The following is a 26,676-nucleotide window of genomic DNA, read 5'->3' as shown; positions in this document are numbered from 1 at the left end:
GGCGGGATCGCGGAACACGATGTCCTCGCGCCCCTCGCCCTCGGCGAAATCCCCCGCCGAAAACAGGTCGCAGCCCGTCACCTTGAGCTTCGTGGCCACCTCGACCGGGGCATAGGCGTCGTGCTCGCCGGTCAGGGTCTTGGCCAGCACCTTCGCCATGTCGAAGATCGGCGCCACCAGCCCGAAGACCGCGCCGTTGTGCTCGACGCATTCGCCGACCGACAGGATGTCCGGATCCGAGGTCACGCACTGGTCGTCGATTTGGATGCCGCGGCCGACGGCGAGGCCGGCTTCCTTGGCGACGCCGGTATTGGGGCGGATGCCGACGGCCATGACGATCAGGTCGGCCGGGATCTCGGTCCCGTCGACGAGCCGCAGCCCCTCGACCTTGCCCTCGCCGTAGATTTCCTTCGAGCTGGCCGAGCAGTGGATCTTGATGCCGCGCTCGGTCAGCGCCTTGCGCAGCAGGTAGCCCGCCGCCTCGTCGAGCTGGCGCTCCATCAGGTGGCCGGCCAGATGCACCACCGAGACGTCCATGCCGCGCAGGCGCAGGCCGGCGGCGGCTTCGAGGCCCAGCAGGCCGCCGCCGATCACCACGGCCTTCGCGCCAGGGATGTTGGCGGTCTCGATCATCTTGTTGGTATCGTCGAGATCGCGGTAGGCGATCACGCCGGGCAGGTCGTGGCCGGGCATCGGGATGATGAACGGATTGGACCCGGTGGCGATGACCAGCTTGTCATAGGGCGTCTCGCCCTTGGCGGTGACCACGACCTTGCGCGCGCGGTCGATCGCGGTGATCGGCTCGCCGAAGCGGGTCTCGACGCCGTTCTCCGCGTACCAGTCCTCGTCATGGGTGACGATTTCCTCGTAGGTCTTTTCCCCCGAGAGCACCGGCGAGAGCATGATGCGGTTGTAGTTGCCGCGCGGCTCCGCGTTGAACAGCGTCACCTTGTAGGCGCCGGGCGCTGCCTTGAAGAGCTCTTCCAGCGCGCGGCCGGAGGCCATTCCGGCCCCGATGACGACTAGGTTCTGGGTCATACTGCACCTCCAGGGGCGGCACAGCATGCCGCCGGGTTCAGCCTGGGCCGGGCGGATGTTCCGGCCAGGAAGCTTCGATCATGATGTCTGACAAGGTTTCGAAGGCGGCGGTCCATGCGCCGGTTTCCGCCTCCGACAGCCCGCCCGGGGCATTGAGCTGCAGCGCATGGATCAGCGCCGCGCCGACCACCGGGTAGTGCACCGGCAGCGCGCCATAGGTGACGTGCCGCCGCGCCAGCCCCTGCACCACCTCGGCCAGAACCGAGGGGCTGTCGAGATTGCGCACCGCCCAGGCCAGCGTGTCGGCGAGCTTCTCGCGCTGGATGGCGATGTCCTCCGAGAAGAGCGGCCGGACATCCGGCGCGATCTCGAAGAGCCGCTCGTAGAAGTCGTAGGAGAGCTTGGCCTTGATCGGGAAGATGCGGGCGAAGCTCTGCTTGACGGTCCTGATCTGCTCGGGGGTCATCGGCGCACTCCTGCTGGATGCAAGAGCCATAGGCGAGAACCGATTGCGGAAGCGTTAGGGCCGGTGCGGGACGGGCATGGCACGCAGCGCGGAGGCCATTTCCGCCTTCATCTGCGTGGCCAGCCGGTCGAAGGCCCTGGCCCAGGCGTCCTGCATCGCCGGGGTGAACTGCGGTCCCAGCACCTCGCCGATCGCCGCAAGAAGCGCTTCGCGCATCGCCGCGAAATGCGCCTGCTCGACCCCCAGCGAGGCATGGTAGCGCCCCAGCCGCGCCGCCTTCGGCAGCGGCTCGTCCGTTTCCGCCACGCGCAGGATCAGGGCGAGTTCCTCGACCAGCATCTCGTGCTGGGCGCTGAACGCGCCGGTGAACAGCTGCTCCGTCTCCGGCGCTGCCGCGAAGAGATGCTGGTAGGCCAGCGCCCCGATCCGCGCCTTGGCACGGAACACGTCCGGAAAGCTGTCCTTCAGCAGCGCGGTCTGGTCTGGGCAGGGGCAGGGCATGGGCCGGTTCCCGTAATCCTTGGGTTCCGGCATCCTCGCGCCCGGGCCTTAAGATTTCCTGAGGACCCGCCCCCGGCCCGGAGGCACGGCAGGGCGCGGTCCCGGGGACGCGCCGGGCCGGGCAGGGCTGGCGGGGGGGACGGATCATCTCGCGGGGCTCCTCAGAGATACCAGGCCACCACGAAGGCCAGCTCGGCCTCCTGGTAGATCGGCAGGGAGACCATCAGCCGGTAGCCCGCGGGCAGCCCGGCCGGACCGGCCTGGATATGCGGCATGCCGGTGCCCAGCACCTGGCCGATCGGGCCGCGCCATGCGGCTGCCTTCGCCGCGTCGACCGGCGGGTTCTCCTTCGGGCCGAGCGGGCCCTCGCGCTCGCAGATGCCGTCGATCAGGATTGCCTCGGGCGCGGCGCCGGCGCGCGGCGCGGCCACGTCCCAGATCTCGAAGCGCCGCGCGATCGGCGTGCCGCGCGCCGAGAGCAGCGTCAGCACGCGGTTCTTGCCGTCCGGCGAGGGAACCGGCAGGCCGAGCCCGGTGGTCAGTCCGGCGCGCCCGGCGCTTTCCGAGCGGATGAAGGCATAGCCGGTGCCGAGGTCGCGCATCATGATCGGCGTCTTCGCCGCCCAGACGCCGCCCGGCAGGCCCTGGCCGATCGGGAAATGCGTGTGCTGCGACACCCATTCGAAATGCTTCGCCGCGCCGTAATAGCCGTCGTCGAGCATCAGGACGTCCTTCTGCTCGGTCCAGACCTCGATGGCGCCGGTACGCTCGTCGTCATCGCCGCAGAGCACGACGAGCACGGCCTTGATCTCTTCGCCGGCGAAGACCGGGATGGCGACCGCGGCGGTCAGCCCGGCCTCCTTGGCGGCCTCGGCGCGCTTGAAGTAGGAGCCGTCGAACTCCTTCAGCACGACCGGCTTGCCTTCGGCCCAGGCCTTGCCCGGCAGGCCTTCGCCCTTGCCGAAGCGCTCCCGGCGGGAGGCTTCCTCGAAAGCCTCCAGGCCGCCGTAGTTGCCGCCCTTGTGGACGAGCATGCCGCCCTCGGGCACCCAGATTTCCGAAACCTGGATGAAGGTCTCGATTTCGGCAGTCAACGTGTCGGACATCATGCAGCCTCGCTGGATTTCGCCTGGACCGGCGCAGGGGCCGCTTCGGGCTTCTTGCGCGGATCCTTGCCGTGTTCGTATTCCTCGAGGAAGCTCAGGAGCTGCTCGCGGTAGAGGTAGTAATCGGGGTGCTCGAGCAGCGCCTTGCGGGTGCGCGGGCGGGGCAGGTCGACCTTCATGATCTTGCCGATCGTGGCCTGCGGGCCATTGGTCATCATCACCACGCGGTCGGCGAGCAGGATCGCCTCGTCGACGTCATGGGTGACGCAGACCGCGGTCACCTTGGTGCGGGACCAGACTTCCATCAGCACTTCCTGCAGCTCCCAGCGGGTGAGGCTGTCGAGCATGCCGAAAGGCTCGTCGAGCAGCAGCAGCTTCGGCGACAGGGCGAAGGCGCGGGCGATGCCGACGCGCTGGCGCATGCCGTTCGACATCTCGCTGGCGGGCCTGTCCATCGAGTCGGCGAGGCCGACGCGCTCCAGGTAGTAGTCGACGACGTCCTGCTTCTCCTGCCGCGAGGCGCGGGGATAGACCTTGTCGACGCCGATGGCGCAGTTCTCGCGCGCGGTCAGCCAGGGGAACAGGCTGGGCGCCTGGAACACGACCGCGCGTTCCGGATCGGCGTCGCGCACCGCGGTGCCGTCTAGCTTGATCACGCCCTTGGAGATCGAGTTGAGCCCCGCGGTCATGGTCAGCACGGTGGACTTGCCGCAGCCCGAATGGCCGATCAGCGAGATGAACTCGCCCTTGTCGAGGTTGAGGTTGAAATCCTCGACCACGGTGAGCGGGCCCTTCGGCGTCGGATAGATCTTGTGGAGCTGGGAATACTCCAGGTAGCGGTCCTCGCGCAGGCCCTGCTGCACGTCGGCCTGGGCCTTCGGCAGGAAATGGATCGGCGTGATGTCGGGAAGGATTGTCTTGCCCTCGGCCTTGGCGGCGATGCCCACGTCCATCAGGTAGTTGGTGACGTCGGCGCGCAGCCGCTTGAAGGTTTCGTCGTGGTTCATGGCGGTGCGGTCGCGCGGGCGCGGCAGCGTCACCTTGAATTCCTGGCCCAGCGTCCCGTCGGGGTTCAGCGCGATGATCCGGTCGGCGAGGATGATCGCCTCGTCCACGTCGTTGGTGATCAGCACGCAGGTCTTCTTGTCGGCCTGCCAGATCGCCTCGATCTCGTCGGCGAGATTGGCGCGGGTCAGCGCGTCGAGCGCCGAGAGCGGCTCGTCCAGCAGCAGCACCTCGGGGTTCATGGCCAGCGCCCGGGCGACGTTCACCCGCTGGCGCATGCCGCCCGACAGCTCGGCCGGACGCCGGGTCGTGGCGTGGCTCAGCCCGACCATCTTGACGTATTTCGCGACCTTCTCCTTGCGCTCGGTCTTCGGCATCTTAGGGAAGACCGAGGTCAGCGCCAGCTCGACATTGTCGGCCACGGTCAGCCAGGGCATCAGCGAGTAGTTCTGGAAGATCACGCCGCGCTCGGGGCCGGGGCCCTCGATCGGCTTGCCCTTGAAGGTGACGCTGCCCTTGGAGGGCCGCTCGAGCCCGGCCATCAGGTTGATCAGCGTCGTCTTGCCGGTGCCGGAGAAGCCGAGCAGGACGAGAAACTCGCCCTCCGCGACCGACAGGTTGATGTCCTTCAGCACGTCCGTGCGGTGGGTGCCTTCGCCGAAGCTCTTGGTGACATTGGTGAATTCGAGGATTGCCATATGGATCACCGCTTGTCCGAGAAGGTGAACATGGATTGCAGGGCGAACATCAGGCGGTCGAGGAAGAAGCCGATGATGCCGATGGTGAAGACTGCGACCATGATTTTCGCGAGCGAGGAGGAGGAGCCGTTCTGGAACTCGTCCCAGACGAACTTGCCGAGGCCGGGGTTCTGGGCCAGCATTTCCGCGGCGATCAGCACCATCCAGCCCACGCCCAGCGACAGGCGGAGACCGGTGAAGATCAGAGGCAGCGCGGAGGGCAGGACCAGCTTGGTGATCTTGGTCCAGGTGTTCATCTTCAGCACCTTGGAGACGTTGACCAGGTCCTTGTCGATCGAGGCGACGCCCAGCGAGGTGTTGATCAGGGTCGGCCAGAGCGAACACAGCGTGACGGTGATCGCGGAGGTCAGGAACGCCTTGGAGAAGAACCCGTCCTCGGCGGTGTAGGTGGCGGAGACGATCATCGTGACGATCGGCAGCCAGGCCAGCGGCGAGACCGGCTTGAAGATCTGCACCAGCGGGTTGATGGCGGCGTTGGCGGTCTGGCTGAGGCCGCCGATGATGCCCAGCGGCACGGCGACCAGCGTGGCCAGCACGAAACCGAAGAACACGGTCTTGATGGAGGTCCAGATCTGCTGGTAGTAGGAGGGCGCGCCGGTATAGGCGACGTCCTTGACCTGGTCGGCCTTGCCCTGCGCGATCAGCTTCTCGTTGCGCTTGGCGACCATGTCCTCGAATTTCGCCTGCTTGGCGGCCTTCGCGACGGCATCCTCGTGCAGGTTGACGGCTTCGGTCCAGACGGCGCCCGGCCCGGGCACGGCGCCCAGCGAGGTCTGCACCTGCGGCGCGAGCCAGGACCAGAGCATCAGGAAGCAGACGATCGAGACGACCGGAACGCCGAGCAGCTTCCAGACTTCCTTCATCTGGGCCTTCGGGTTGTCGCCCGCCGCCGCCTTCATGAGCGGGGTGATCCAGGCGAGGCCCAGCACGCGGAACCAGCTGTCGGCCTTGTTGATGCGGGTGAAAAGCTTGGCGCGACGGGCTTCTCGAGCCGCTTCGGCGCTGGTGAATTCCGGGTCGATGGTAGCCATTGTCACGTCCTGGTTCTGGTCACGGGCTTGGCGCTCCGGGCCCGCCCGGCGATGCGGGCGGCGGCAGATCGGAGGCCGGGCAGGTTGCGGGATCCGCGGACCGGGAAATGGTACATCTCCGGTGCGCTATTCGATCTTGTTTCCGGCTGTGCCGGTGCGCGTGCGGTCCGTCTCAAGGTCAAGATGCGGAAACCATGGCGCCAAGTTGGAAAAAACAGGCATTTCTGTACCGGTTTTCCGGCATGTCGCGGGCCGGGCGCGTGTCCCGGAGGCTGGGCGGCGAGTCGGGCTCCAGGTGCCGGCCCGCTTGCGGGGCGGGCCGACGGGGTACTGGATACTCGAGTCACTCGCCAAATGCTCCGCGGCAGGGAAGGGGCGCCGCGGAACTCCGGGAAGGGCTCAGCCCTTGACCTCGGTGCCGACGACGGTCTGCTCGCCCTTCAGGCCGATCGGGAGGCTTTCCAGATAGGCGTTCGGGTGCAGGCCGTCATAGGGGATGCCGTCGATCACGTCCCCTGCCGGGGTCGGATCCTTGTAGCCGTCCTCGTCCGCGCCCGGGAACATGTCCTCGGTGGCATAGCCGTCCTCGATCAGCAGCTTGGCTGCCTCCATGTAGATGTCCGGGCGGTAGACCGAGCGGGCGGTCTCGTCGTACCAGGCATCGGTCTTGGCTTCCGGGATCTGGCCCCAGCGGCGCATCTGGGTCAGGTACCAGACCGCGTCGGAATAGAACGGATAGGTCGCGTTGTAGCGGAAGAACACGTTGAAGTCCGGAACCTCGCGCTTGTCGCCCTTCTCGTATTCGAAGGTGCCGGTCATCGAGTTTGCGATGACTTCGGCATCGGCGCCCACGTATTCCGGCTGCGACAGCATCTCCACCGCTTCCATGCGGTTGGCGTTGTCGTTCTCGTCAAGCCAGATGGCGGCGCGGATCAGCGCCTTGACGATCGCCTTGGTGGTGTTCGGGTACTGCTCCGCGAAGTCGGCGGTGATGCCGAAGACCTTCTCGGGGTTGTTCTTCCACAGTTCGTAATCGGTGATGACCGGAACGCCGATGCCCTTGAACACGGCGGCCTGGTTCCACGGCTCGCCCACGCAGTAGCCGAAGATCGTGCCGGCCTCGAGCGTGGCGGGCATCTGCGGCGGCGGGGTGACGGACAGCAGCACGTCGGCGCCGATCTGGCCGGTGATGTTCTCGGGGGAGTAGTAGCCCGGGTTCAGCCCGCCTGCCGCCAGCCAGTAGCGCAGCTCGTAGTTGTGGGTGGAGACCGGGAAGACCATCCCCATGTTGAAGGGCTTGCCCTCGGAGCGGTACTTCTCGACCACCGGCTTCAGCGCGGAGGCGGAGATCGGGTGCTGCGGCAGCCCGTCCGCGTTCTGCGGGATGTTCGGCTTCATCTCTTCCCAGACGGCGTTCGACACGGTGATGCCGTTGCCGTTGAGGTCCATCGAGAACGGGGTGATGATGTGCGCCTCGGTGCCGTAGCCGATGGTTGCGGCGAGCGGCTGGCCGGCCAGCATGTGCGCGCCGTCGAGCGTGCCGGAGATGACGCCGTCGAGCAGCACCTTCCAGTTGGCCTGCGCTTCCAGCGTGACGAAGAGGCCTTCGTCGAGGAAATAGCCGTTTTCATAGGCCACGGCGAGCGGCGCCATGTCGGTCAGCTTGATGAAGCCGAAGGTCAGTTCGTCCTTTTCCAGGTCGAGCTGGGCCCAGGCGGAAGAGACGCTGGCGCTGGCAAGCAGAGCGCCCATCAGAGTACGTTTGATCATACCAGTCCTCGTTCGTTCGAATGTTCGGGGGGAGGCTCGCCGGGGGCAGGGACCCGGAAAGCACAAAAAACCGCTGGATCCGTCTGGGCTTCGGAAGAAGTCCTCTGGATCGAGCGGCTTTGCTCGGGTCTACCCGCATCATCGGGGTATGGTGTGGCAGGGCGCCATTGCCCGCCGTTGATCCTTTGTTACCTTTCCGCGCTGCGCCGCGAAAGGAAAAACCTGCGGAACGGGCGCATTAATTCCTGATTTGCCGATCCGTGCGCGGAAGATCTGCATTTTGCGCGCATTTGGCGGCGCTGTGCTGCAGCATTGTGCGGTTTGCAAACTGCGCCAGGGGAATCGTCCGGGGTCAGGTCTCCGAGGGATCGAAGATCGTGCCGTCGAAGAAGCGGTCCGGACCCAGAATCATGTGTCCGCGCGCCGAGGCGACCGCCTCTTCATGGGCCAGCGCCCCTTCGACCTTCTCCGAGGCGCCGGGCATGTCGATGCCGATCGGGGCCAGGTTCCGCCGGTAGAGGTCGCTGCGGAAGCAGAGCTTGCCGGTCTCGATCGCCTGGGCGCGGTCGAGGCCAAGCCGCCGCGCGATGGATGCGGCGATCCACGCTGCCTGGCTGCGCCAGGGGAAATTCGCGGCCTTGGCGTGGAAATGCAGGAAATTCGGCGCCTCGGCCTCCAGTCCGCGGGTCGCGGTGATGATCCGCCCGGCCAGCGCGCGGTCGATGATCATCGAGGGGATGCCCAGATAGGCGGATTTCGACAGCAGGTCGCCGGCCATGGCGCGGTTGTCGCGGTCCGACAGCCAGCGCGCCGCCCGCGCCAGCGCGCGCATCAGGCGGCCGACGGTTTCGGGGTTTTCCTCGACCCAGTCATGGCGGGCGGCCAGCACCTTCTCGGGGGCAAAGGCCCAGATCGCGGCGCCGGGCAGGATCAGCTCGCCGGTGCCCTGTTCCACCGCGTAGGACCCCCAGGGCTCGCCGACGCAGAAGGCGTCGATCTCGCCGCGGGCCAGCGCGTCGGGCATCAGCGGCGGCGGCACGGTGCGCACGTCGAGCCCGCCCGGCGCGGAGAGGCCGAGCGCGCCCAGCCAGTGGTAGAGCAGCTCGGCATGCATCGAGAAGGGGAAGGGCACGCCGACCCGCAGGCTGGCCCCGGTGGCGCGGATCAGGTGCTGTCCGGTGCCCACCGGATCGGCGAAGGCGCCGGTCCAGCCATCCGCGCGCATCTTGGCGGCGACTTCCGGGCTGACGCCGACGACATTGCCGTTGACCGAGAGCACCATCAGCGCGTCGACCTTGGTCGGCAGTCCGCCGAGCCCCAGCGACATGGCCACCGGCAGCGGCGAGAGCATGTGGGCGCAATCGGTGAGGCCGAGGACCAGCGCGTCGCGCAGGGCCGACCAGCTGGGCTGCTTCTCGAGGATCAGGTCGATGCCTTCCTCGGCGGCGAAGCCCATTTCCCGCGCCACGGCGAGCGGCGCGCAGTCGACCAGGGGGATGAAACCGCATTTGACGGGGGTCAGGCTCATTTCAGCAGCTCCGCCGCCGTGACCAGCGCCTGGGCGACGTCCACGACCTTGCGGCCCTGGTCCATCGCGGTCTTGCGCAGGAGCGTGTAGGCCTCGTCTTCGGATATGCCGCGCGCCTGCATCAGCAGGCCCTTGGCGCGGTCGACGATCTTGCGCTCGGCCAGCGCGGATTTCACCGCCTCCAGCTCGCTCTTCATCTGGCTGACCATGTTGAACCGCGCGATGGCGGCATCCATCACCGGCTTGATCCGCGCGGGCGCCAGCCCGTCGACCACATAGGCGGACAGCCCGGCCTCGATCGCGGCGCGGGTGGTCTCGTCGTCCGAGCGGTCGACGAACATCGCCACCGGGCGTTCCTTGGCGCCGGAGGCGATCGACAGCATCTCCAGCGAGTCGCGGCTGGGATTGGCGATGTCGATCAGCACCACGTCCGGGTCGAGCTGCGCGAGGCGGCGGGTGATCGTGGTCTCGTCGCCGAGAACGGTGATCTCGTAGTCGCCGGCCGCGCTGAGCCCGTCGACGATCAGCCTGGCACGGTCCGCGTCCTTCTCGACGATGGCGATCTTGAGGCGCGGGGCCATGGACTCATCCTCTCACAGTGGGCGGGCAGGGCCGCACCCGACAGATAACTGCGGCGCGGGCCCGGATTGCAAACCCCCAAGCGGAGAATGCGTCATTCTGCCTGCGCCGCAAACGGGTCGTCGGGATAGCGGACATGGGACAGGTAGAGTCCCTGCGGCGGCGAGACCGGCCCGCAGGCGGCGCGGTCCTTCGCGGCGAGCGCCTCGGCGACCCGTTCCGGCGTCCAGCCGCCGGCGCCGACGCGCTCCAGCGTGCCGACGAAGCTGCGCACCTGGTTGTGCAGGAAGGACCGCGCGCGCACGTCGAAGCGGAACTCGGTGCCGTTCGGCACCTCATGGGCGGTGACATCGAGCCGGTCGAGCGTCTTCACCGGACTTTCCGCCTGGCAGATCGAACTGCGGAAGGTGGTGAAGTCGTGGTTGCCGACGAGGTGCCGCGCGGCCTGCTGCATCGGTTCCAGCTCCAGCGCCTGGCGGACATGCCAGACCAGGCCTGCCTCGTGCGTCGGCTGGGCGCGGCGCGACAGAAGGCGGAAGATGTAGCGCCGCTCGCGCGCGGAGAAGCGGGCATGCCAGTCATCGGGGGCGCGGGCGGCCTCGAGAATGGCGACCGGGGCGGGCTTCAGGTGGTAGTTCAGCGCCTCGGCGAGCCGGAACGGATCCCAGTCGCGGGCCATGTCGCAATGCGCCACCTGGCCGGTCGCATGCACGCCGGCATCGGTGCGGCCGGCGGCGGCGATGGTGCCGACGGAGGGGTCGAGGCGGCGCAGCGCCTCTTCGACGGTCTGCTGGACCGACGGGTGCTCGTTCTGGCGCTGCCATCCCGAGAAGGGGGCGCCGTGATATTCGATCTTGAGGGCATAGCGGGGCATGGGCTGCGGCTACTGCCTCGGATGGGTTTCCGCAAGAGGGTTGCCCGCCGCCCGGCCCCCTGCGGGGCCCTGCCGCCGGGCCGGGCGCGGTCCCTGCGGGACCGGACCCGCCGGTGGCGGCCGGTTCAGCGGTCCGGGCCGAGCACCAGCTTGAAGCCGTCATGGGTCGGCTCGAAGCCGAAGCTGCCGTAGAAGCGGTGGGCCTCGGCGCGCGCCCTGTTCGAGGTCAGCTGGACGAGGCGGCAGCCGCGGGCGCGGGCGGCGTCCACTGCCCAGGCAACCAGATCATGGCCGTAGCCGCGGCCGCGGCAGCCGCGCGCGATGCGCACGGCCTCGATCTGGGCGCGCCAGCTGCCGCGATGCGAAAGGCCCGGAAGGAAGGAGAGCTGCAGCGTTCCGATCACGCGGTCCCCGAGCAGGGCCGCGGCGAGCCGGTGGTTCGGGTCGCGGCCGATGGCGGCGAAGGCGTCGAGATAGGGCTGCGGGACGGGCGGGCCCGCGTCCTCGCGCAGGCGGCCGAGATCGTCATCCATCAGAAGGCGGACCAGCGCGGGCAGGTCCGCCTCCGTGGCGTCGCGGATCATGAGGTCAGGCCGGTCCATGCCGGCCCGTCCCCGGACTCCGACGCCGGGGACCGGCAGGGCGGGGGCGTCCGCTCCCGCCGGCAGTGCCGGAAGCCTCAGGCAAGCGCCGCAAGGCGGCCGAGCGCGTCGCGCAGCTTGCCCGCCTCTTCGGCGATCTGGGCGGCGCGTTCGCGGGTCTCCTCGACCACGTCCTCGGGGGCGGAGGCGACGAAGTTGGGGTTCTTCAGGCGGCCCGAAATCCCCTTCTCCTCCTTCTCCAGCTTGGCCAGCGACTTGGCGAGGCGCTCCTGCTCCTCGGCGATGTCGATATAGCCCGCCAGCGGCAGGCCGAAGAGTCCGCCCTCGACCGGCAGCGTCACCGCCCCCTTCGGCAGCTCGGCCACTTCGGCGAGGCTCTCGATCCGGCCGAGGCGCTGGATCAGCACCTCGTTGCGGGCCCAGGCAGCCTTGCCCGCGGCGTCCAGCTCGATCTGCAGCAGCGGCATCTTCAGCCCCACCGGGACGTGCATCTGCGCGCGCACCGAGCGGATCTCCTCGATCAGGCCGATCACCCAGCCCATCTCGCGGTCCGCATCCGGCGAGGCCAGATCGGCGGCGGTGTAGGACGGCCAGTCGGCATGGACCAGCATGCCCCCGCGCGCGGCGGTCTTCTCCCAGAGCTCTTCGGTGATGAAGGGCATGAAGGGATGCAGCAGGATCATGCACTGGTCGAGCACCCAGCCCATGGTCTGGCGGGTCTCGGCGATCACCGCCTCGTCCTCGCTGGAGAAGAGCGGCTTGGCGAATTCGACGTACCAGTCGCAGACCTTGCCCCAGACGAAGGCATAGAGCGCGTTGGCGGCCTCGTTGAACTTGAAGCCCGCCAGCGCGGCATCGACCTCTTCGCGCACCCGCGCGGTCTCGCCGGCGATCCAGGCATTGGCGGTCGCCTTGGGCGCGCCGTGGCCCTTGGCGGGATCGTAATGGGCATAGACCTCGTTCATCTCGGCGAAGCGCGTGGCGTTCCACAACTTCGTGCCGAAGTTCCGGTAGCCGGCAATCCGCTGCGTGGACAGCTTCAGGTCGCGGCCCATCGCGGCCATGGCCGAGAGGGTGAAGCGCACGGCATCGGCGCCGTACTCGTCGATCAGGTCGAGCGGGTCGAGCACGTTGCCCAGGCTTTTCGACATCTTCTTGCCCTTCTCGTCGCGGACGAGGGCGTGGACATAGACGGTGTCGAAGGGCTGCTGGCCCACCACGGCATATTGCATCATCATCATCCGGGCGACCCAGAAGAAGATGATGTCGAAGCCGGTGACCAGCACGTTGGTCGGGAAGTACTTCGCCAGCTCGGGCGTCTGTTCCGGCCAGCCCAGCGTGCCGATCGGCCAGAGGCCCGAGGAGAACCAGGTGTCCAGCACGTCGGGGTCGCGGACCAGCGGGATGGTGCCGTCGGGATCGAAGGCGCCGCGCTCCATCGCGGTGACCGCGGAGCGCAGCGGATCGAGATTGCCGTCCTCGGCGCGCTCTGGGTCGCGGCTGAAGCTGCGCAGCACCTGCACCTTGTCCAGCGCCTCGCCGTAGAACTCGGCTGCCTTGGCGCGGGCCTCTTCCGCGTCCTTGGCGACGAAGCGGACAAGGCCGCCGGGCTCGAAATTCAGGATCTCGACGCCGTTGACGGTCTCGATCCGCGGCCCGTACCAGACCGGGATCTGGTGGCCCCACCAGAGCTGGCGCGAGATGCACCAGGGCTCGATGTTCTCCAGCCAGTGGAAATACACCTTCTCGTCGCGCTCGGGCAGGATCTTGGTGGTGCCGTTGCGCACCGCCTCCAGCGCGGGGCCGACGATCTTCTCCGCATCGACGAACCACTGGTCGGTCAGCATCGGCTCGATCACGACCTTGGAGCGGTCGCCGAAGGGCTGCATGATCAGCTTGGACTCGACCAGCGGCACCAGCTCCTGCTCTTCGGAGCGGTCCTCGCCGCCTTCCTCGGGGGCGAGCGGCTTCTTCTTTGCCGCCTTGCCGAGGCGCGGGTCGGTCTTGACGGTCATCACCGCGAGGCCTTCGGCGGTGATCTGCTCGACGACAGCTTTGCGCGCCTCGAAGCGGTCGAGGCCGCGCAGCGCGTCGGGCACCAGGTTCAGTGCGTCCACCTCGGATTCGCTGGCTGCCTTGCCGCCGGTGATTTCCTGCGCGGCACGGGCGGCCGCATCATAGGGGGCGCCGTCTGCGCGCATCCGGCCCTTGGTGTCCATCAGGCGGTAGAGCGGGATGTTGTTGCGCTTGGCGACCTGGTAGTCGTTGAAGTCATGTGCGCCGGTGATCTTCACCGCGCCCGAGCCGAAGGCCGGGTCCGGATACTCGTCGGTGATGATCGGGATCAGGCGGCGGTGCTCCTTCGGACCCACCGGGATCTCGCAGAGCTTGCCGACGATCGGCGCATAGCGCTCGTCGGAAGGATGCACGGCCACGGCGCCGTCGCCCAGCATGGTCTCGGGGCGGGTGGTGGCGATGGAGATGTAGTCGCGCTCCTCGCGGAAGAGCACGTTGCCGTCGCCGTCCTTCTCCACGTATTCGTAGGTCACGCCATCGGCCAGCGGGTACTTGAAGTGCCACATGTGGCCCTGGACTTCGACATTCTCCACCTCGAGGTCGGAGATCGCGGTCTCGAAATGGGGATCCCAGTTCACCAGGCGCTTGCCGCGGTAGATGCAGCCCTTCTCGTAGAGCTCGACGAAGACCTTGATCACCGCGTCGTGGAAGTTCGGCGCGCCCGAGCCCGCCTCGGGATCGCCCTCGGCGCCGCCCATGGTGAAGGCCTCGCGCGACCAGTCGCAGGAAGCGCCCAGCCGCTTCAGCTGGCCGATGATCGTGCCGCGGGACTTCACCTTCTGCTGCCAGACGCGCTCCAGGAACTTCTCGCGGCCCATCTCGGTGCGCGAGGGCTCCTGGTTGGCGGCCATCTCGCGCTCGGTCACCATCTGCGTGGCGATGCCCGCATGGTCGGTGCCCGGCTGCCACAGCGTGTCGTGGCCCTGCATCCGGTGCCAGCGCACCAGCACGTCCTGCAGCGTGTTGTTGAAGGCGTGCCCCATGTGCAGGCTGCCCGTCACGTTGGGCGGCGGGATCATGATGCAGAAGGTCTCGGCCCCGGGCTTGGCATTTGCCCCGGCCTTGAAGCACTCGGCGTCTTCCCAGGCCTTGTAGATGCGGGCCTCGGCCTCGGCGGCGTCGAATTTCTTGTCCATCGTCATCGGATCGGTCCTCAACAGTCGAGGGGCGGTTTAGCGGAGGGGAGCGCGGAGGGAAAGAGCATGCAGGCCGCTGCAGGGCCTGCCGCGGGCCGGTGCCGCCACAAATGTCCCGCATTTGTCCCGGGGCGCGGCCGGACAGGTGCCGGGAGGGCGCCGGGATGCTCGGTCCGGCCGTTGCGGGCGGCGGATGTAAACCACGTGTCCGGCCGGTCGCGTTAATCTTCGTTTCACCACTCGCGGAGAGCGCACGATGATGTAAACTCGGGTTAAAGCCTGACTGGTGCATGATGACCCCATGACCCGGAGCCGCGACATAAGCCTTTCGATCTGCCAGCCGCCTCTCTCCAAGGTGCTGAGGGAACGCAGGCGTGTCGCATCGAGCCTGCCGGTCAGGGTGCGCCGCGGGTCGCAGGATCTGGTGGTGATCCTCGACGGAACCCTTTCCACGCTGCACCCGGACAAGGTCACGAATGCCGGGCAGATATACACGCTGCTGGCGGGCATGCCCTGGAAGGACCGGCCGCTCCTCTACTACGAGGCCGGAATCCAGTGGGATTGCTGGCGCGACAGCTGGCAGGTGATTGCCGGGGTCGGCATCAACCGCCAGATCCAGCGTGCCTACGGCTGGCTGGCCTCGCGCTACCGGCCGGGCGACCGGATCTTCCTGATCGGCTACTCCCGCGGCGCCTTCGCCGTGCGCTCGCTGGCCGGGGTGATCGACCGGCTGGGCCTGCTGAAGGCCCGCGCCGCGACCGAGCGCAACATCCGCGACCTCTACCGCCATTACCGCGAGGGACCGCTGGGCGAGGCTGCGCAGCGCTTCGCCCGCCGCTTCTGCCACGAGGCGGCGCCGGTGGAGATGGTCGGCGTCTTCGACACGGTCAAGGCGCTGGGCCTGCGGCTGCCGCTGCTGTGGCGGCTGACCGAGCCGCGCCATGCCTTCCACTCGCCGGAACTCAGCCACAACGTGGCCCATGGCTTCCAGGCGCTGGCGCTGAACGAGACCCGGCAGGCCTTCGCGCCGGTGCTGTGGTCGGAACCCGAGGGCTGGCAGGGCCGGGTGGAGCAGGTCTGGTTCCGCGGCGCGCATGGCGATATCGGCGGCCAGCTCGCCGGGCGCAGCGAGGCACGGCACCTGTCGAACATTCCGCTGGTCTGGATGCTGGAGAAGCTGGAGGAGCGCGGCGTCGCCCTGCCTGCGGACTGGCGGAGCCGCTTCCCCTGCGATCCGGCGGCGCCGAGCGTCGGCAATTGGCGCGGCTGGGGCAAGTTCTTCCTCTACCGCCGCCGCCGCGTGCCGGGCCGGGAGACCAGCGAGCGGCTGCACGAGACTGCCCTGCATGCCGCGCCCGGCTGGGGCGCGGGAGCGCGCCGCCGCCGCTGGTTCGGCCGTGGCAAGCGGGACGGGGCGGCGCCGGAAGTCGCCTGAGCCGGGTGGCGCCCCCGTGCCGGGTCAGCTTCCGGCGAGATTGCCCCGCCAAGGCTGCGACTTGATCCAGCCGGTGAAATAGGCCACCCCCGCCAGCATCAGCAGCCCGGTGACATTGACCAGCGCAAAGGCGGCATGGGTCCGGCCGAGCATGTCCAGGAACACGCCCTGCACCTGCGCGTACCACATCGAGAAGATGAAGATCGCCAGCGACTGCTGCCCGACCTTTACGATGGCGGCCAGCACCGCGCCCCAGGCGCGCGCCAGGCAGCCGTCGCCGCGCGGCAGCAGCCGAACGCCGCGCTCGCCAGCGGCCACCCAGGCCAGATAGGCCAGCGCCAGGAAGTGGACATAGCGCAGCAGCCCGAAATTCGACTTGAAGATCAGCGGGTCGATCGCGGCGCGCAGCGGGACGGTGGCCTCGTGCAGCCAGAGCCGCGCCTGCTGGAAGCCGGACATCTCGGCGGCCGGGATGTCCGGCAGGAGACGCCCCCAGTGATAGGCCGGCACCACGGTCAGCAGCACCGCCGCCGCGGCCAGCCAGACGAGGCCGCGGGTCACCGGCGGCTTCGGCAGCCAGCCCGCCATGAAGGCGAAGCCGGTGAAGAAGATCAGCTGCCAGCCGAAGGGGTTGAAGAACCAGGTCCGCTCGGACCAGGGCTCGGCCGGGAAGGCGAAGAAGCCCAGCTGCGCTGCCGCCCACATCGCCAGCACGGCCGCCGCGGCCAGCCCGACATGCACGCGCTTCAGCGCCACCACTGCCGGCATCATCGCCAGCGCCACCAGGTACATCGGCAGGATGTCGAAATAGTTCGGAACGTAGGTCAGCGTCATGAAGGCCGGCAGGTTCATCTGCGGATCGCGGAAGAACGGGTGCAGGTTCAGCGTCGAGATGTAATCGGTCTCGAACCAGCCGGTATTGTCCAGCCCCGCCAGCGTGGCGGCCAGCACCACGAACAGCCCGACATGCGCCCAGTAGACCTGCCAGAGCCGGTGCCCGACCCTGAGCGCGCCCAGCCCCAGCCCGCGCCGCTCGAACACCCGCCCGAAGGCGATGGCCGAGGCCATGCCCGAGCAGAAGACGAAGATCTCGGTCGCGTCGGACCAGCCGAAGCGTGCCGGAATCCACAGGGTCCAGGTGTTGTTCGGGGTATGGGCGATCAGGATGATGAACATCGCGAGGCCGCGGAAGAAATCCAGCCGGAGGTCGCGTCCTCCGGCCAGGGCGGCATGGCGCGCGTGAAGGGATGTCGTTTCCGGTTTCCCGGAGGACGCCGCGAAGGGCGACAGGTGCAGCATGGGCAGGTACTTCTGATGCCTCCGGCAGAAGTGCCGGGCGGAGATCATGATGGTCTAACGGGTCGCGGCGGATCGGACGGATTGCCGCATTTGCATGATACGCGACATCCTGCCGGCGGCAAAGGAATCTTCGGTCCCGCCGCGAAGGGCCCTGCGCTCGCGCAGCACGGCCTCCGCGCGTTCCGGCCGCCCGGCGCGCAGCGCGGCATCCACGGTGATCCGTTCGAACACGTCGCGCTGGGCGTGGCTGCCGCCGATCAGGGCGATGCGCGGCCGCGCCGCCTCCAGATGCGCCAGCGCCAGCGTGTAGCGCCCGGCGCCGAAGGCGGCGAGGCCCGACACCGCCGACAGGCCGGGATCGGAGCAGATCGTCGCCATCGCGTCGGTCTGGCGGGCCTGGGCGGCCAGCCGGGTGATCAGCTGTTCCTGCGCCGCGCCGCGGTCGCCGCCGATCAGCGCCAGCAGGTAGTGAAGGTCGGCGAAGACCAGGCAGCCGTCGCCCACCCGGGTTTCGGCCAGATCGGCGAGTTCCTCCCAGCGGTTGCCGACCGGGTGGCCCTCCAGCTCCAGCCGCATCAGCAGCGATGTCGCATTGGCGATGTCGCGGTAGTCGTCGGTCTTCTCGGCGCGGATCTTCGCGTCGTAGAGCGCCAGCGCCTCGTCCCTCTCGCCGCGGTCGAGATGCAGCAGGGCCTTGTGCCACCAGACATGGTAGCGGAAGTTGTTCGCCCCTTCCCAGACCGGGCGGTGGCTGTCGATCAGCGCGATGCCCTCGCTGCTGCGTCCGGTCATGTCATGGACATGGGCCACCGCATGCAGCCCCCAGGCATCGTCCGCGGCCAGCGCCAGCCCGGCCATGCCTGCCGCCTCGGCTTCGGCATAGGCCCCGGTTTCCTCCAGCGCGAAGGCATGGCAGCCCAGGGCATAGCCGCGCCCCGGATGGCCTTCGCCATGGGCGCCGAGCACCCGCTCCACCGAGCGGCGCATGCCGGAGGCGTCGCCGACGAGGAAGCGGATGCCGTGGCTCAGCTTCATCGCCAGCGTGTCGCCCGGATCGGCGCGCAGGATCCGTTCGAGCGCGGCGACCGCGCGGCGGGGGTCGCGGGCCAGCATCGCCTCCAGCGCGGCGGTCATCTCGCGGTTGCGCCGGTCGACCGGCCCCATCGACAGACCGGCATGCGCGGCGGAAAGCGCGTCGCGCGCGGTTTCGGCCATCTCGCGGCGGCCCAGCAGCATGCAGAAGATGCCCTTCGCCGCCTGGCCGAGCGCGAAGCCCGGCTCGGCCTCCAGCACCTTGGCAAGATGGACCGGCGTCTGGACGCCATGGGCAAGGAAGGCCAGGCAGGTTGCGTTCCACTCTCTCAGGGCAGCGGCGGAGGACAGGGCGGCAGGGCTGCCGAAAAGGTCGTGTCGCATGGGATGGCTCCGGTTTCTGGCGTGCTGTGGGGAGCATACGCAGAAGAGGGTTACCGGGCACTGTTTGAGTGATCACTCAACGCAACCGTGAGCCGATGTCATCCCGGGGCCGCGTTTGCGGCCCCGACTGCCCCGGAAAACCGGGCGGTTGGCGTTAACGTCACGCGGGTCCGGCGGCTTCCGCGGCGATTTCCGCGAGAATTGTTTCACTGTCCTCGCCGCAGGAGGGCGGCGCCTTGGCATAGCGCACCGGCGTGCGGGAGAATTTCAGCGGGTTGCCGATCAGCCGGACCGGGCCATGGCGGCTCTCCATCTCGACGACCATGCCACGCGCCTGCGCCTGGTCCGAGGCGAAGACCTGCGCCATGTCGTGGATCGGCCCGACGGGGACTTTCCGCGCCTCGAGCCGGGAGACGATCTCGGCGGCCGGGATCTTGGCCAGCACCGGCGCGATCCGCGCCAGCAGCGCCTCGCGGTTGGCGATGCGCGCCGGGTTCGTCGCGAAATCCGGATCGGATTCCAGCCCCGCCAGTCCGAAAGCATCGCAGAACCGCGCGAACTGGCCGTCATTGCCGACCGCGACGATCGCATGGCCGTCGGATGCCTCGAACACGCCGTAGGGGACGATGTTGGGATGCTGGTTGCCGCGCCGTTCCGGCACCTTGCCGGACTGGAGGTAGTTGGTGCCCTCGTTGATCGTCCAGGCCATCTGGCTGTCGACCAGCGCCAGGTCGACATGCTGGCCCTCGCCGGTGCGGTCGCGGTGGCGCAGCGCGGCGAGAATGCCGATGGCGGCATACATCCCGCACATGACATCCGCGATGCCGACGCCGACTTTCATCGGTTCGCCCTCGGGCGCGCCGGTCAGGCTCATGATCCCGCCGTAGCCTTGCGCCATCAGGTCGTAGCCCGGCTTGTCGCGGTTCGGTCCGGTCTGGCCGTAGCCGGAGATCGAGCAGTAGACGAGGCCGGGATGCCGCTTGCACAGCGTCGCGTGGTCCAGCCCGTATTTCGCCAGGCTGCCGGGCTTCCAGTTCTCGATGACGATGTCGGCGCGGGCGGCGAGCGCGGCCGCGATGCGCTGGCCCTCTGGCGAGGCAAGGTCGAGCGCGATCGAGGACTTGTTGCGGTTGGCGCAGAGGTAATAGGCGCTGAGGTCGGTCTTGCGGCCCTCGGCGTCCTGCACGAAGGGCGGCCCCCAGGCGCGAGTGTCGTCTCCGCCGGTGGCCGGGTTCTCCACCTTCCAGACAGTGGCGCCGAGATCGCCCAGCAGCTGGGTGCAGGTCGGACCGGCTAGGATCCGGCTGAGGTCCAGAACGGTGACGCCGTCCAGCGCCCCCCTAGATGCGTCCGTCATAGCTCCTCCCCGGAATGACAGCGGAAATCACGGAAAACCGGTCGGCGGCCTGCGCCTGCTGCAGCGCCTGGGCCAGCTCGTCGCGGTTCGTCACGGCATGGCCCTCGCCGCCGAAGGCGCGGGCGATGGCGGCGAAATCGTGGCGGCCGAACTCCACGCCCGCATTGGGCAGCTGGCGCTGGCGCTGCTTGAGTTCGATCAGCGCCAGCTGGGCATCGGCGAAGACCACGAAGATCGGTGCCAGCCCGCGCTCGGCCGCGGTGGCAAGCTCCCCCGCCACCATCAGGAACCCGGCATCGCCCATGAAGCCGACGACCGTGCGGTCCGGATCGGCCAGCTTGGTGCCGATGGCCAGCGGCAGGGCGCAGCCCATGGTGCAGAAGCCGGTCGACTGGACCAGCGCCTTCGGCTCGAAGCAGTCCCACATCTGCGACAGCAGGATGCGGTGGGCTCCGGAATCCGCGGTGGCCAGCGTATCGGCTGGCAGCAGCGCCCGGCAGGTGGCGATCACTTCGGCCGGCCCCCAGCCGTCCGTCCGCGGGAAGGCCGCCGCCAGGGCCGCGCGGGCGGCAAAGGGCGCGCCGTCCGGCCATGTGCGGCGCGGCGTCAGGTCATGCGACAGCGCCGCGAGCGTCGGGGCGATATCCGCCACGATCTCGATCCCGGCGGCATGCATGCCATGGTCGTTGCGGGCATGCGCGATCTCGATCGCGCGCTTCTCCGCCGGGTCCCAGGGATGGCTCCAGCCGGTGCGCATCTCGATCGGATCGTAGCCAAGGCAGAGCACGAGGTCGGATTGCGACACCAGCGGCAGCAGCGTGCGGTCCGCCAGCGGCGAGAGCCCCGCGCCGCCCAGTGCCAGCGGATGGTCCTCGCGCAGCACGCCCTTCGCCTTGTAGGTGGTGATCAGGGGCACGCCATGCTGGATGCAGAACTGGGCCACCGCGTCCGCGGCGCCTTCGGCGAGCACGTCGAGCCCGGCGATTGCCAGCGGGCGCTCCGCCTCGGCCAGCCACCGGCGCGCTTCCGCGAGGCCCGGCGATGGCGCCACCGCGACCGGCAGGGGACGGGGCGGTGCGGGCGGCCGGGTGGCGCCTGGCTCCATGTCGGCCACGCGGATCGGCAGGTCGACATGCACCGGCCCGGGCCGCGGCGCCATGGCCAGCGCGACGGCCCTGGCGGCGATCGTCCCGGCCGCTTCGGCGACCATCGAAAAACTGCCCTTGGCAACGGTCCGGAACACGGCCTGCTGGTCCAGCACCTGATGGGTGTAGCCCGCTGCCTCGGCGGCGTCGACCGCGCCGGTGACGACGATCATCGGCACCCGGTCCTGCCGGGCATTCTCCACCACGTTGACGGCATTCAGCGCGCCCGGTCCCAGCGTGGCGACCAGGAGCGCGGGCGCCCCGGTGCGGTGATGGACTGCCTCCGCCATGAAACCGCCGGAATTCTCGTGCTTGACCAGCACGAACTCGATGCCCGCGCGCTCCAGCGCGGCGACGAAGCTCAGCACCTCGCCGCCCGGCATGCCGAAGGCGTGGCGCACGCCGGCGTCGTGGAGTTCGCGGGCAAGGATGTCGGCAACGGTGGGCGGTCGGTCGGCGCTGTCCTGGGTCATGCCCAAGGAGTAAGGCGCGGATCCGGGCTTGGCCAGCGCCAAGCGCACCCGCCCGATCAAGCTGCGGCGAGAGATGTTTCGGCCCTGCGCCGGACGTCCTGCCGCCGGACCTGTGCAGGTGCGTCCGCGGCGCGGCGCACGGGCTTGTTCGACGGGGTTCGGAGGGTGCTGGCGGCTAGGCGCATTTGGCCGCCGGGCGGCTGCATGGCTTGCGGAAATCCGGGTCTTCGCCTTTCCATTGGGTACGGGTGCCGGGGAGAGCTGCGCAGGCTGCGCGGAAGACTTGGCGCGCATGTTGCATGCCGCCCGGCGGTTCCCGGAGGACGCGAAGCCCTCGCGCGATCCGCGGTTGACCGTCTTCCCGGGGCATCGCGTCGCTGGCCGGCAACTCCGGCATTTCCGCCGGGCTCCGGGGGCTGGCCGGAGAGGAAGGCAGCGCACTCCGCAATTGTCTGCCGCAGGCAGGACGGCAAATCGCGAAGGCTCGAGCGGTGCGCCGGCACGTCCGGGGCGCTTCCTTTTGCGTTGGGGGGGGGCGGTCGCAGCTGCGTGCCGCGTCTGGCCCGGGCGCAGGGGACAAAGGCGGGGCGGCGTTCGGTCTGTGCCGAGGCTTGCCCGCGAAAGCTGCCGCGAAGCGCATCGCAGCCGATGAACCCATCGCCTGGCGCTCCCGATCTGTCGGCGGCCCATTGGCTGCGGCCGGGATCTGCGTGCATGACGCGCGTGTCCGAAAGGTGCCGCGCACGTTGAATTGCGCAATCGGGCCGAAAGCCCCGCGGCGGGCGGAAGGACAGGCCGGGCGATGGCCCCGTCCGGTGCTAGAGCAGGATGCCCGGTTCGTCGGGGACGATCTTCTCCAGCGGCATCCACGGGTTCAGGCCGAGGACGGCGGCGCGCATGTCCCGGGCTTCCTCGTCGCGGCCGAGCTCGACCAGGACCTGGACGCGCTGCGCCATGGCGGCCAGATGGTCGGGTGCCGCTTCGAGCGCGCGGTCGAGATCGGCCAGGGCACCGTCGAGATCGCCTTCGCCCTGTTGCAGGAGCGCGCGCTGGCGGTAGCCCTCGGCGAAGTCCGGGCAATAGGCGATCAGCTGGTCGAGCGCCTCCGTCGCGCCTTCGGCATCCATGGCCTGGCGGCGCGCGATGCCCTGTTCCAGCAGCTTCTGCGCCTCCCGGTTCGGGGCGGTGGCGAAGATTTCGACGAGGTGGCGGGTCAGGTAGAGCCCGTCCGCCCGGCTCCGGGTCTGCTGCAGCTCGGCCAGAAGGTCGGCCTTGCGCTCGGCAAATTCCATCGGCGGCGGGCAGCTGGGGACCGCTTCGGTCTGCGCGGCCTGGACGCCATTGGCCGCAGCGGTGAAAAGGAGGGGGATGATGAAATGTCGCATGGCCATAGTCGGCGATACTCCGCGGCTTCTGTCAAGAAACCGTTACATGCGCCCCGATCAACTTTGGGGGCGGTCCCGGTCCGGCTGAAAATTTCAGCCCCGTGTTGACCCCGCCGCGCGGAGCGCCCACTTCCCCGACATGTTCCCGATCCGCGACCACAACCCTCCGGGGCGCGTGCCCTACGTGAATTACGCGCTGATCGCGGCCAACGTGCTGATCTTCTTCGCGACGCTGCCGCTCGAAGGCAACCAGCGCGCGCTCTATGCGCTCTACGAGTCCTGGGCGGTGGTCCCGGCGCGGATCGTCCATGGGGACGCGCTCTACACGCTGGCCAGCTCGATGTTCCTGCATGGCGGCTGGATGCACATCATCGGCAACATGCTGTTCCTGCACGTCTTCGGCGACAACCTGGAGGACCAGCTGGGGCATCTGGGCTACCTGGCCTTCTACCTGGCCTGCGGCGTCGCCGCGGGGCTGGCGCAGGTGGCGGCGGATCCCGGCTCCGCCCTGCCGCTGATCGGCGCCTCGGGCGCGATCGCCGGGGTCATGGGCGGCTACCTGCTGCTCTTTCCCAAGGCGCGGATCGACATTCTCTTCATCATCATCGTCTTCATCCGGATCATCCCGGTTCCGGCCTGGTTCGTGCTGGGCTTCTGGTTCGCGCTGCAGCTCTTCAACGGGCTTTCCGCCACGGCCGGAGCGGGCGGGGTGGCCTATTGGGCGCACGCCGGAGGCTTCCTGATCGGCGCGGCGCTGATGCTGCCTGTTTTCCTCGCGCGGGGCGGGCCGCGCTTCTGGGACCGGGCGGGAGGCCGTCCGCCGCATGCCGAGGCCAGCTACCGCGTGGTACGCACGGGCATTCCGGCCGTGCGGGCCAAGCCGCGCAGCCTGACGCAAGTACCTGTGACGAAAGGACGGCCGAAGCGATGACCCACAAGGCAAGCTGCCATTGCGGCGCGGTGGAGCTGGAAGTCGAACTCTGCCAGACGCTCGAAAGCGCGCGGCGCTGCGATTGCAGCTTCTGCCGGAGGCGCGGGGCCGCGACGGTCTCGGCGCCGCTTGATGCGCTCAAGGTGGTGAAGGGGCAGGAGCAGCTGACGCTCTACACCTGGGGGACCGGCACGGCGCAGCACTGGTTCTGCTCGGTCTGCGGGATCTACACGCATCACAAGCGGCGGTCGGATCCGACGAAATACGGCGTCAATCTCGGCACTCTGGAGGGGGTGAACCCCTCCGAACTGGGCGTGCAGCCCTGGTCCGACGGGGTGAACCACCCGTCGGACCGGCAGGATTAGGCGTCGGCGCGCTCGCGGATGGTCTTCGAGAAGGTGTCGAAGATGTTGCCGTTGCCGCAGATCAGGCCGCCGCGGCCCATCAGGTCGGCGCCCGGCAGGATCGGCTCGACGAAGCCGCCGGCCTCCTTCACGAGGATGATGCCCGCGGCCATGTCCCAGGGGTTCAGCCCGCGCTCCCAGTAGCCGTCGTAGCGGCCGGCCGCCACATAGGCGAGGTCGAGCGCGGCGGCGCCCCAGCGGCGCACGCCCGCGACCTGCGGCATCAGCCGGGCGAGGTCCTGCAGCGCGGCCGGCAGGTAGGGCTGCGTGCCGAAGGGAATGCCGGTGGCGAAGACCGACTCGATCATGCGCGAGCGGTCGGAAACGCGCAGTCGCTGGCTGTTCATCCAGGCGCCGGCGCCCTTCTCGGCCATGTACATCTCGTCCTTGGCGGCATCGAAGACGACGCCGGCGACGATCTCGCCCTTGTGCTCCAGCGCGATCGAGATCGCCCAGTGCGGCATGCCGTGCAGGAAGTTGGTGGTGCCGTCGAGCGGGTCGACGATCCAGCGCCGCGTCGGGTCGGTGCCGGGGGTCTCGCCGGTTTCCTCGCCGAGCCAGCCGTAGTTCGGCCGCGCGCCCATGAGCTCCTCCTTGAGGATCTCCTCGGCGGCGATGTCGGCCTTCGACACGAAGTCGCCCGCGCCCTTGGAGGAAACCTGGAGGTTCTCCACTTCGCGGAAGTCCTTGACAAGCGAGCGCCCGGCCCGGCGCGCAGCCTTGATCATGATATTGAGGTTGGCGCTGCCCTGCATCTCTCACGTCTCCTGGGAATCAGGCCAGCGACCTACACGCTCGGGGCGCAGGGGGCAAGCCTCAGCGGCGGGTTCCGGGCCCGCAGGGCGGGTCCGAGGGCGCGGTCAGCTCGGTTTCGCGCCCCGGACAGTGTCGCCGGGCATGGTCGCGACGCGGCCGGGAAGCTGCAGGAACAGCCCCTCCACGAGGCCGATGAAGAAGCCGACGAGCAGCACCTCGGCCAGGAAGACCTCGCCCGGATCCGTGGACGCAGAGGGGCAAGGGTCCGGGGCAGCGGCCAGGCCGCGTCAAGGAAGCCGGCCCCGATCCAACCCGCGCGCTGCACGAGCACGAAGATCAGCGCGGTGGTCGATCCGGCCAGGATCCGGGCGATGGTCATGACCTTGGTTTCCCGCATCTGCGAAATGCGCAGCGTGCTGCGAACCCGCAATGCCATGCCGAGCGCCGCGCCGAACGCGCCGGACAGCGCGGCAAGATGGAAGACTTTGGCATTGAATGGTCCGGAGCCGCCGGGTTCGGCGGTTCCCTCCGGAGCGAGGGTGAGATGCAGCGCCAGATAGAGCTGCGGCAGCGTCAGCAGCGGCAACATGGCCACGCTGTGGGTCCGCAGGCGGCCGCGAGTCTCGGTTTTGCGGTTGTGCTCCAGCTGACCTGCCCCCCGCGAAATCCCTCACCGTGATGTAGAGCCTGTGCCAACTCTGAAGGAGCAGTCGCATGCGAAAGAGCCGTTTCACCGAGGCGCAGATAATCGGGATGATCAAGGAGCAGGAGGCAGGCATGCCGACCACGGAGGTATGCCGACGGCATGGCCTGAGCACGGCGACGTTCTACAAGCTGAAGGCCAAGTATGGCGGGATGGAAGTGTCTGAGGCCGCCAGGCTGAAAGCGCTCGAGGGCGAGAACGCCAAGCTGAAACAGCTATTGGCGGAGACCATGCTGGACAACGTCGTCCTGAAGGACCTTCTGGGAAAGAGCTGACGACATTGACTAAGCGGCGAGATGCGGCGCTCCGGGTGATGCGGGATCATGACATCTCGCAGCGCCGGGCGTGTCGGCTTGCCGGTGTCGATCCCAAGGCGGTCCGGCGTGAACGCCCGCCGGAGCGAGCCATTGAAGGCGCCACTGGTCCGAGCCCAATGGCGAGCGCCGAGATCCGCAAGGAGATGCAGGAGATCGCCGGAACGCGGCGTCGGTTCGGCTGCCGCCGGATCGGCGTCCTTCTGGCGCGGAAGGGAATGACGATGAACCACAAGAAGCTCTATCGCATCTACCGCGAGGAAGGGCTGTCCGTGAAGCGGCGGCGTGGACGAAAACGGGCACGTGGGACCAGAGTGCCGATGCCGACCGCTGGACAACCCAACGCGCGCCGTTCCCTGGACTTCGTGTCCGACAGCTTCGGCGCCTCGCGGAAGTTTCGGGTCCTGACCGTGATCGATGACTGCACGAGGGAGTGTTTGTGCCTCTTGGCAGACACCGGCCTGTCCGGTGCGCCGGTCGTGTCGCGAATGTGGTGGAAATTGCCGAGCGACATGCTCCGGGCACGTGAAATAGGCTCCGTTCAGGCGGCGAGGTCAAGGGACATCGGCTCGAGGGGCTGAGAGAGGG

At 68.6% G+C, this 26,676-nt stretch carries 22 protein-coding genes and 1 pseudogene; 4 read left to right on the top strand and 19 right to left on the bottom strand.

What is annotated here, in order from left to right; all coding sequences use genetic code 11:
* From HCC78_RS26555 to HCC78_RS26500, 12 genes are all read right to left on the bottom strand, one after another.
* Positions 1-1,038 (bottom strand): NAD(P)/FAD-dependent oxidoreductase (locus HCC78_RS26555; RefSeq protein WP_172331799.1); only part of this gene is annotated, 1,038 nt, incomplete at its 3' end.
* Positions 1,039-1,075: 37 nt separating this feature from the next.
* Positions 1,076-1,504 carry a globin domain-containing protein gene (locus HCC78_RS26550; RefSeq protein ID WP_172331798.1) on the bottom strand — a complete coding sequence of 143 codons (429 nt, stop codon included), beginning with the start codon at positions 1,502-1,504 and terminating at the stop codon, positions 1,076-1,078.
* Positions 1,505-1,558: 54 nt separating this feature from the next.
* Positions 1,559-2,005, bottom strand: a complete 447-nt coding sequence (locus HCC78_RS26545; RefSeq protein WP_172331797.1) for a globin domain-containing protein — start codon at positions 2,003-2,005, stop codon at positions 1,559-1,561.
* 161 nt (positions 2,006-2,166) lie between these two features.
* Positions 2,167-3,111, bottom strand: coding sequence for a GAF domain-containing protein (locus HCC78_RS26540; RefSeq protein ID WP_172331796.1), 945 nt, complete (start codon positions 3,109-3,111; stop codon positions 2,167-2,169).
* Positions 3,111-4,814, bottom strand: a complete 1,704-nt coding sequence (locus HCC78_RS26535) for an ABC transporter ATP-binding protein (RefSeq protein ID WP_172331795.1) — start codon at positions 4,812-4,814, stop codon at positions 3,111-3,113. The genes HCC78_RS26540 and HCC78_RS26535 overlap by 1 nt, the downstream gene beginning before the upstream one ends.
* A gap of 5 nt (positions 4,815-4,819) precedes the next feature.
* The gene (locus tag HCC78_RS26530; protein ID WP_172331794.1) at positions 4,820-5,905 is read right to left on the bottom strand and encodes an ABC transporter permease; all 1,086 of its coding nucleotides are present in this window, start codon (positions 5,903-5,905) and stop codon (positions 4,820-4,822) included.
* Between the two features lie 399 nt (positions 5,906-6,304).
* The gene (locus HCC78_RS26525; protein ID WP_172331793.1) at positions 6,305-7,675 is read right to left on the bottom strand and encodes a CmpA/NrtA family ABC transporter substrate-binding protein; all 1,371 of its coding nucleotides are present in this window, start codon (positions 7,673-7,675) and stop codon (positions 6,305-6,307) included.
* 352 nt (positions 7,676-8,027) lie between these two features.
* Entirely contained in the window at positions 8,028-9,203 is a 1,176-nt protein-coding gene (locus HCC78_RS26520; protein WP_172331792.1) for a CmpA/NrtA family ABC transporter substrate-binding protein, read from the bottom strand.
* Positions 9,200-9,784, bottom strand: a complete 585-nt coding sequence (locus HCC78_RS26515) for an ANTAR domain-containing response regulator (protein WP_172331791.1) — start codon at positions 9,782-9,784, stop codon at positions 9,200-9,202. The genes HCC78_RS26520 and HCC78_RS26515 overlap by 4 nt, the downstream gene beginning before the upstream one ends.
* 92 nt (positions 9,785-9,876) lie before the next feature.
* Positions 9,877-10,656, bottom strand: coding sequence for a tRNA pseudouridine(38-40) synthase TruA (truA, locus tag HCC78_RS26510; RefSeq protein WP_172331790.1), 780 nt, complete (start codon positions 10,654-10,656; stop codon positions 9,877-9,879).
* A 125-nt stretch (positions 10,657-10,781) separates the two neighbouring features.
* Entirely contained in the window at positions 10,782-11,258 is a 477-nt protein-coding gene (locus tag HCC78_RS26505) for a GNAT family N-acetyltransferase (RefSeq protein ID WP_172331789.1), read from the bottom strand.
* Between the two features lie 77 nt (positions 11,259-11,335).
* On the bottom strand, positions 11,336-14,476 hold the full coding sequence (locus HCC78_RS26500) for a valine--tRNA ligase (protein ID WP_172331788.1): 3,141 nt from the start codon (positions 14,474-14,476) through the stop codon (positions 11,336-11,338).
* Between the two features lie 295 nt (positions 14,477-14,771).
* On the opposite strand from HCC78_RS26500, the gene HCC78_RS26495 reads away from it, so the two are divergent.
* The gene (locus HCC78_RS26495; RefSeq protein WP_172331787.1) at positions 14,772-15,905 is read left to right on the top strand and encodes a DUF2235 domain-containing protein; all 1,134 of its coding nucleotides are present in this window, start codon (positions 14,772-14,774) and stop codon (positions 15,903-15,905) included.
* Positions 15,906-15,929: 24 nt separating this feature from the next.
* Here HCC78_RS26495 and HCC78_RS26490 read toward each other — a convergent pair whose 3' ends face one another.
* From HCC78_RS26490 to HCC78_RS26470, 5 genes are all read right to left on the bottom strand, one after another.
* Positions 15,930-17,204: an OpgC family protein gene (locus HCC78_RS26490; RefSeq protein WP_172331786.1), complete on the bottom strand. Its 1,275-nt coding sequence runs from the start codon at positions 17,202-17,204 to the stop codon at positions 15,930-15,932.
* A 54-nt stretch (positions 17,205-17,258) separates the two neighbouring features.
* Positions 17,259-18,620: a tetratricopeptide repeat protein gene (locus HCC78_RS26485; protein WP_172331785.1), complete on the bottom strand. Its 1,362-nt coding sequence runs from the start codon at positions 18,618-18,620 to the stop codon at positions 17,259-17,261.
* A 160-nt stretch (positions 18,621-18,780) separates the two neighbouring features.
* Positions 18,781-19,977, bottom strand: a complete 1,197-nt coding sequence (locus HCC78_RS26480) for a CaiB/BaiF CoA-transferase family protein (protein ID WP_172331784.1) — start codon at positions 19,975-19,977, stop codon at positions 18,781-18,783.
* A complete protein-coding gene (locus HCC78_RS26475) occupies positions 19,961-21,595 on the bottom strand; it encodes a thiamine pyrophosphate-binding protein (RefSeq protein ID WP_172331783.1) in 1,635 nt (544 codons plus the stop codon). Before HCC78_RS26475 ends, HCC78_RS26480 begins: the two co-directional genes overlap by 17 nt.
* An 818-nt stretch (positions 21,596-22,413) precedes the next feature.
* Positions 22,414-22,980 (bottom strand): tetratricopeptide repeat protein, encoded by a 567-nt coding sequence (locus HCC78_RS26470; protein ID WP_172331782.1) that lies wholly within the window; start codon positions 22,978-22,980, stop codon positions 22,414-22,416.
* A 139-nt stretch (positions 22,981-23,119) separates the two neighbouring features.
* Between HCC78_RS26470 and HCC78_RS26465 the strand changes: the two genes are divergently transcribed.
* Both HCC78_RS26465 and HCC78_RS26460 read left to right on the top strand, forming a co-directional pair.
* The gene (locus tag HCC78_RS26465) at positions 23,120-23,911 is read left to right on the top strand and encodes a rhomboid family intramembrane serine protease (RefSeq protein WP_172331781.1); all 792 of its coding nucleotides are present in this window, start codon (positions 23,120-23,122) and stop codon (positions 23,909-23,911) included.
* Positions 23,908-24,276 carry a GFA family protein gene (locus HCC78_RS26460; RefSeq protein ID WP_172331780.1) on the top strand — a complete coding sequence of 123 codons (369 nt, stop codon included), beginning with the start codon at positions 23,908-23,910 and terminating at the stop codon, positions 24,274-24,276. Before HCC78_RS26465 ends, HCC78_RS26460 begins: the two co-directional genes overlap by 4 nt.
* Here the strand turns inward: HCC78_RS26460 and HCC78_RS26455 are convergent.
* Positions 24,273-25,070 carry an inositol monophosphatase family protein gene (locus HCC78_RS26455; RefSeq protein ID WP_172331779.1) on the bottom strand — a complete coding sequence of 266 codons (798 nt, stop codon included), beginning with the start codon at positions 25,068-25,070 and terminating at the stop codon, positions 24,273-24,275. The two genes, HCC78_RS26460 and HCC78_RS26455, sit on opposite strands and share 4 nt — an antisense overlap.
* Before the next feature lie 32 nt (positions 25,071-25,102).
* Positions 25,103-25,660, bottom strand: a complete 558-nt coding sequence (locus HCC78_RS26450; protein WP_172331778.1) for a hypothetical protein — start codon at positions 25,658-25,660, stop codon at positions 25,103-25,105.
* A gap of 125 nt (positions 25,661-25,785) precedes the next feature.
* Between HCC78_RS26450 and HCC78_RS26445 the strand changes: the two are divergent.
* Positions 25,786-26,579 (top strand): annotated as a pseudogene (locus HCC78_RS26445) (transposase); the annotation flags it as partial.
* Positions 26,580-26,676 lie beyond the last annotated feature (97 nt).

The sequence above is a fragment of the Mangrovicoccus sp. HB161399 genome, from assembly GCF_013184745.1.
GTDB lineage: Bacteria > Pseudomonadota > Alphaproteobacteria > Rhodobacterales > Rhodobacteraceae > Mangrovicoccus.
The sequence above is the reverse complement of the archived record's forward strand: the minus strand, read 5'-3'. Positions and strand labels throughout refer to the sequence as shown.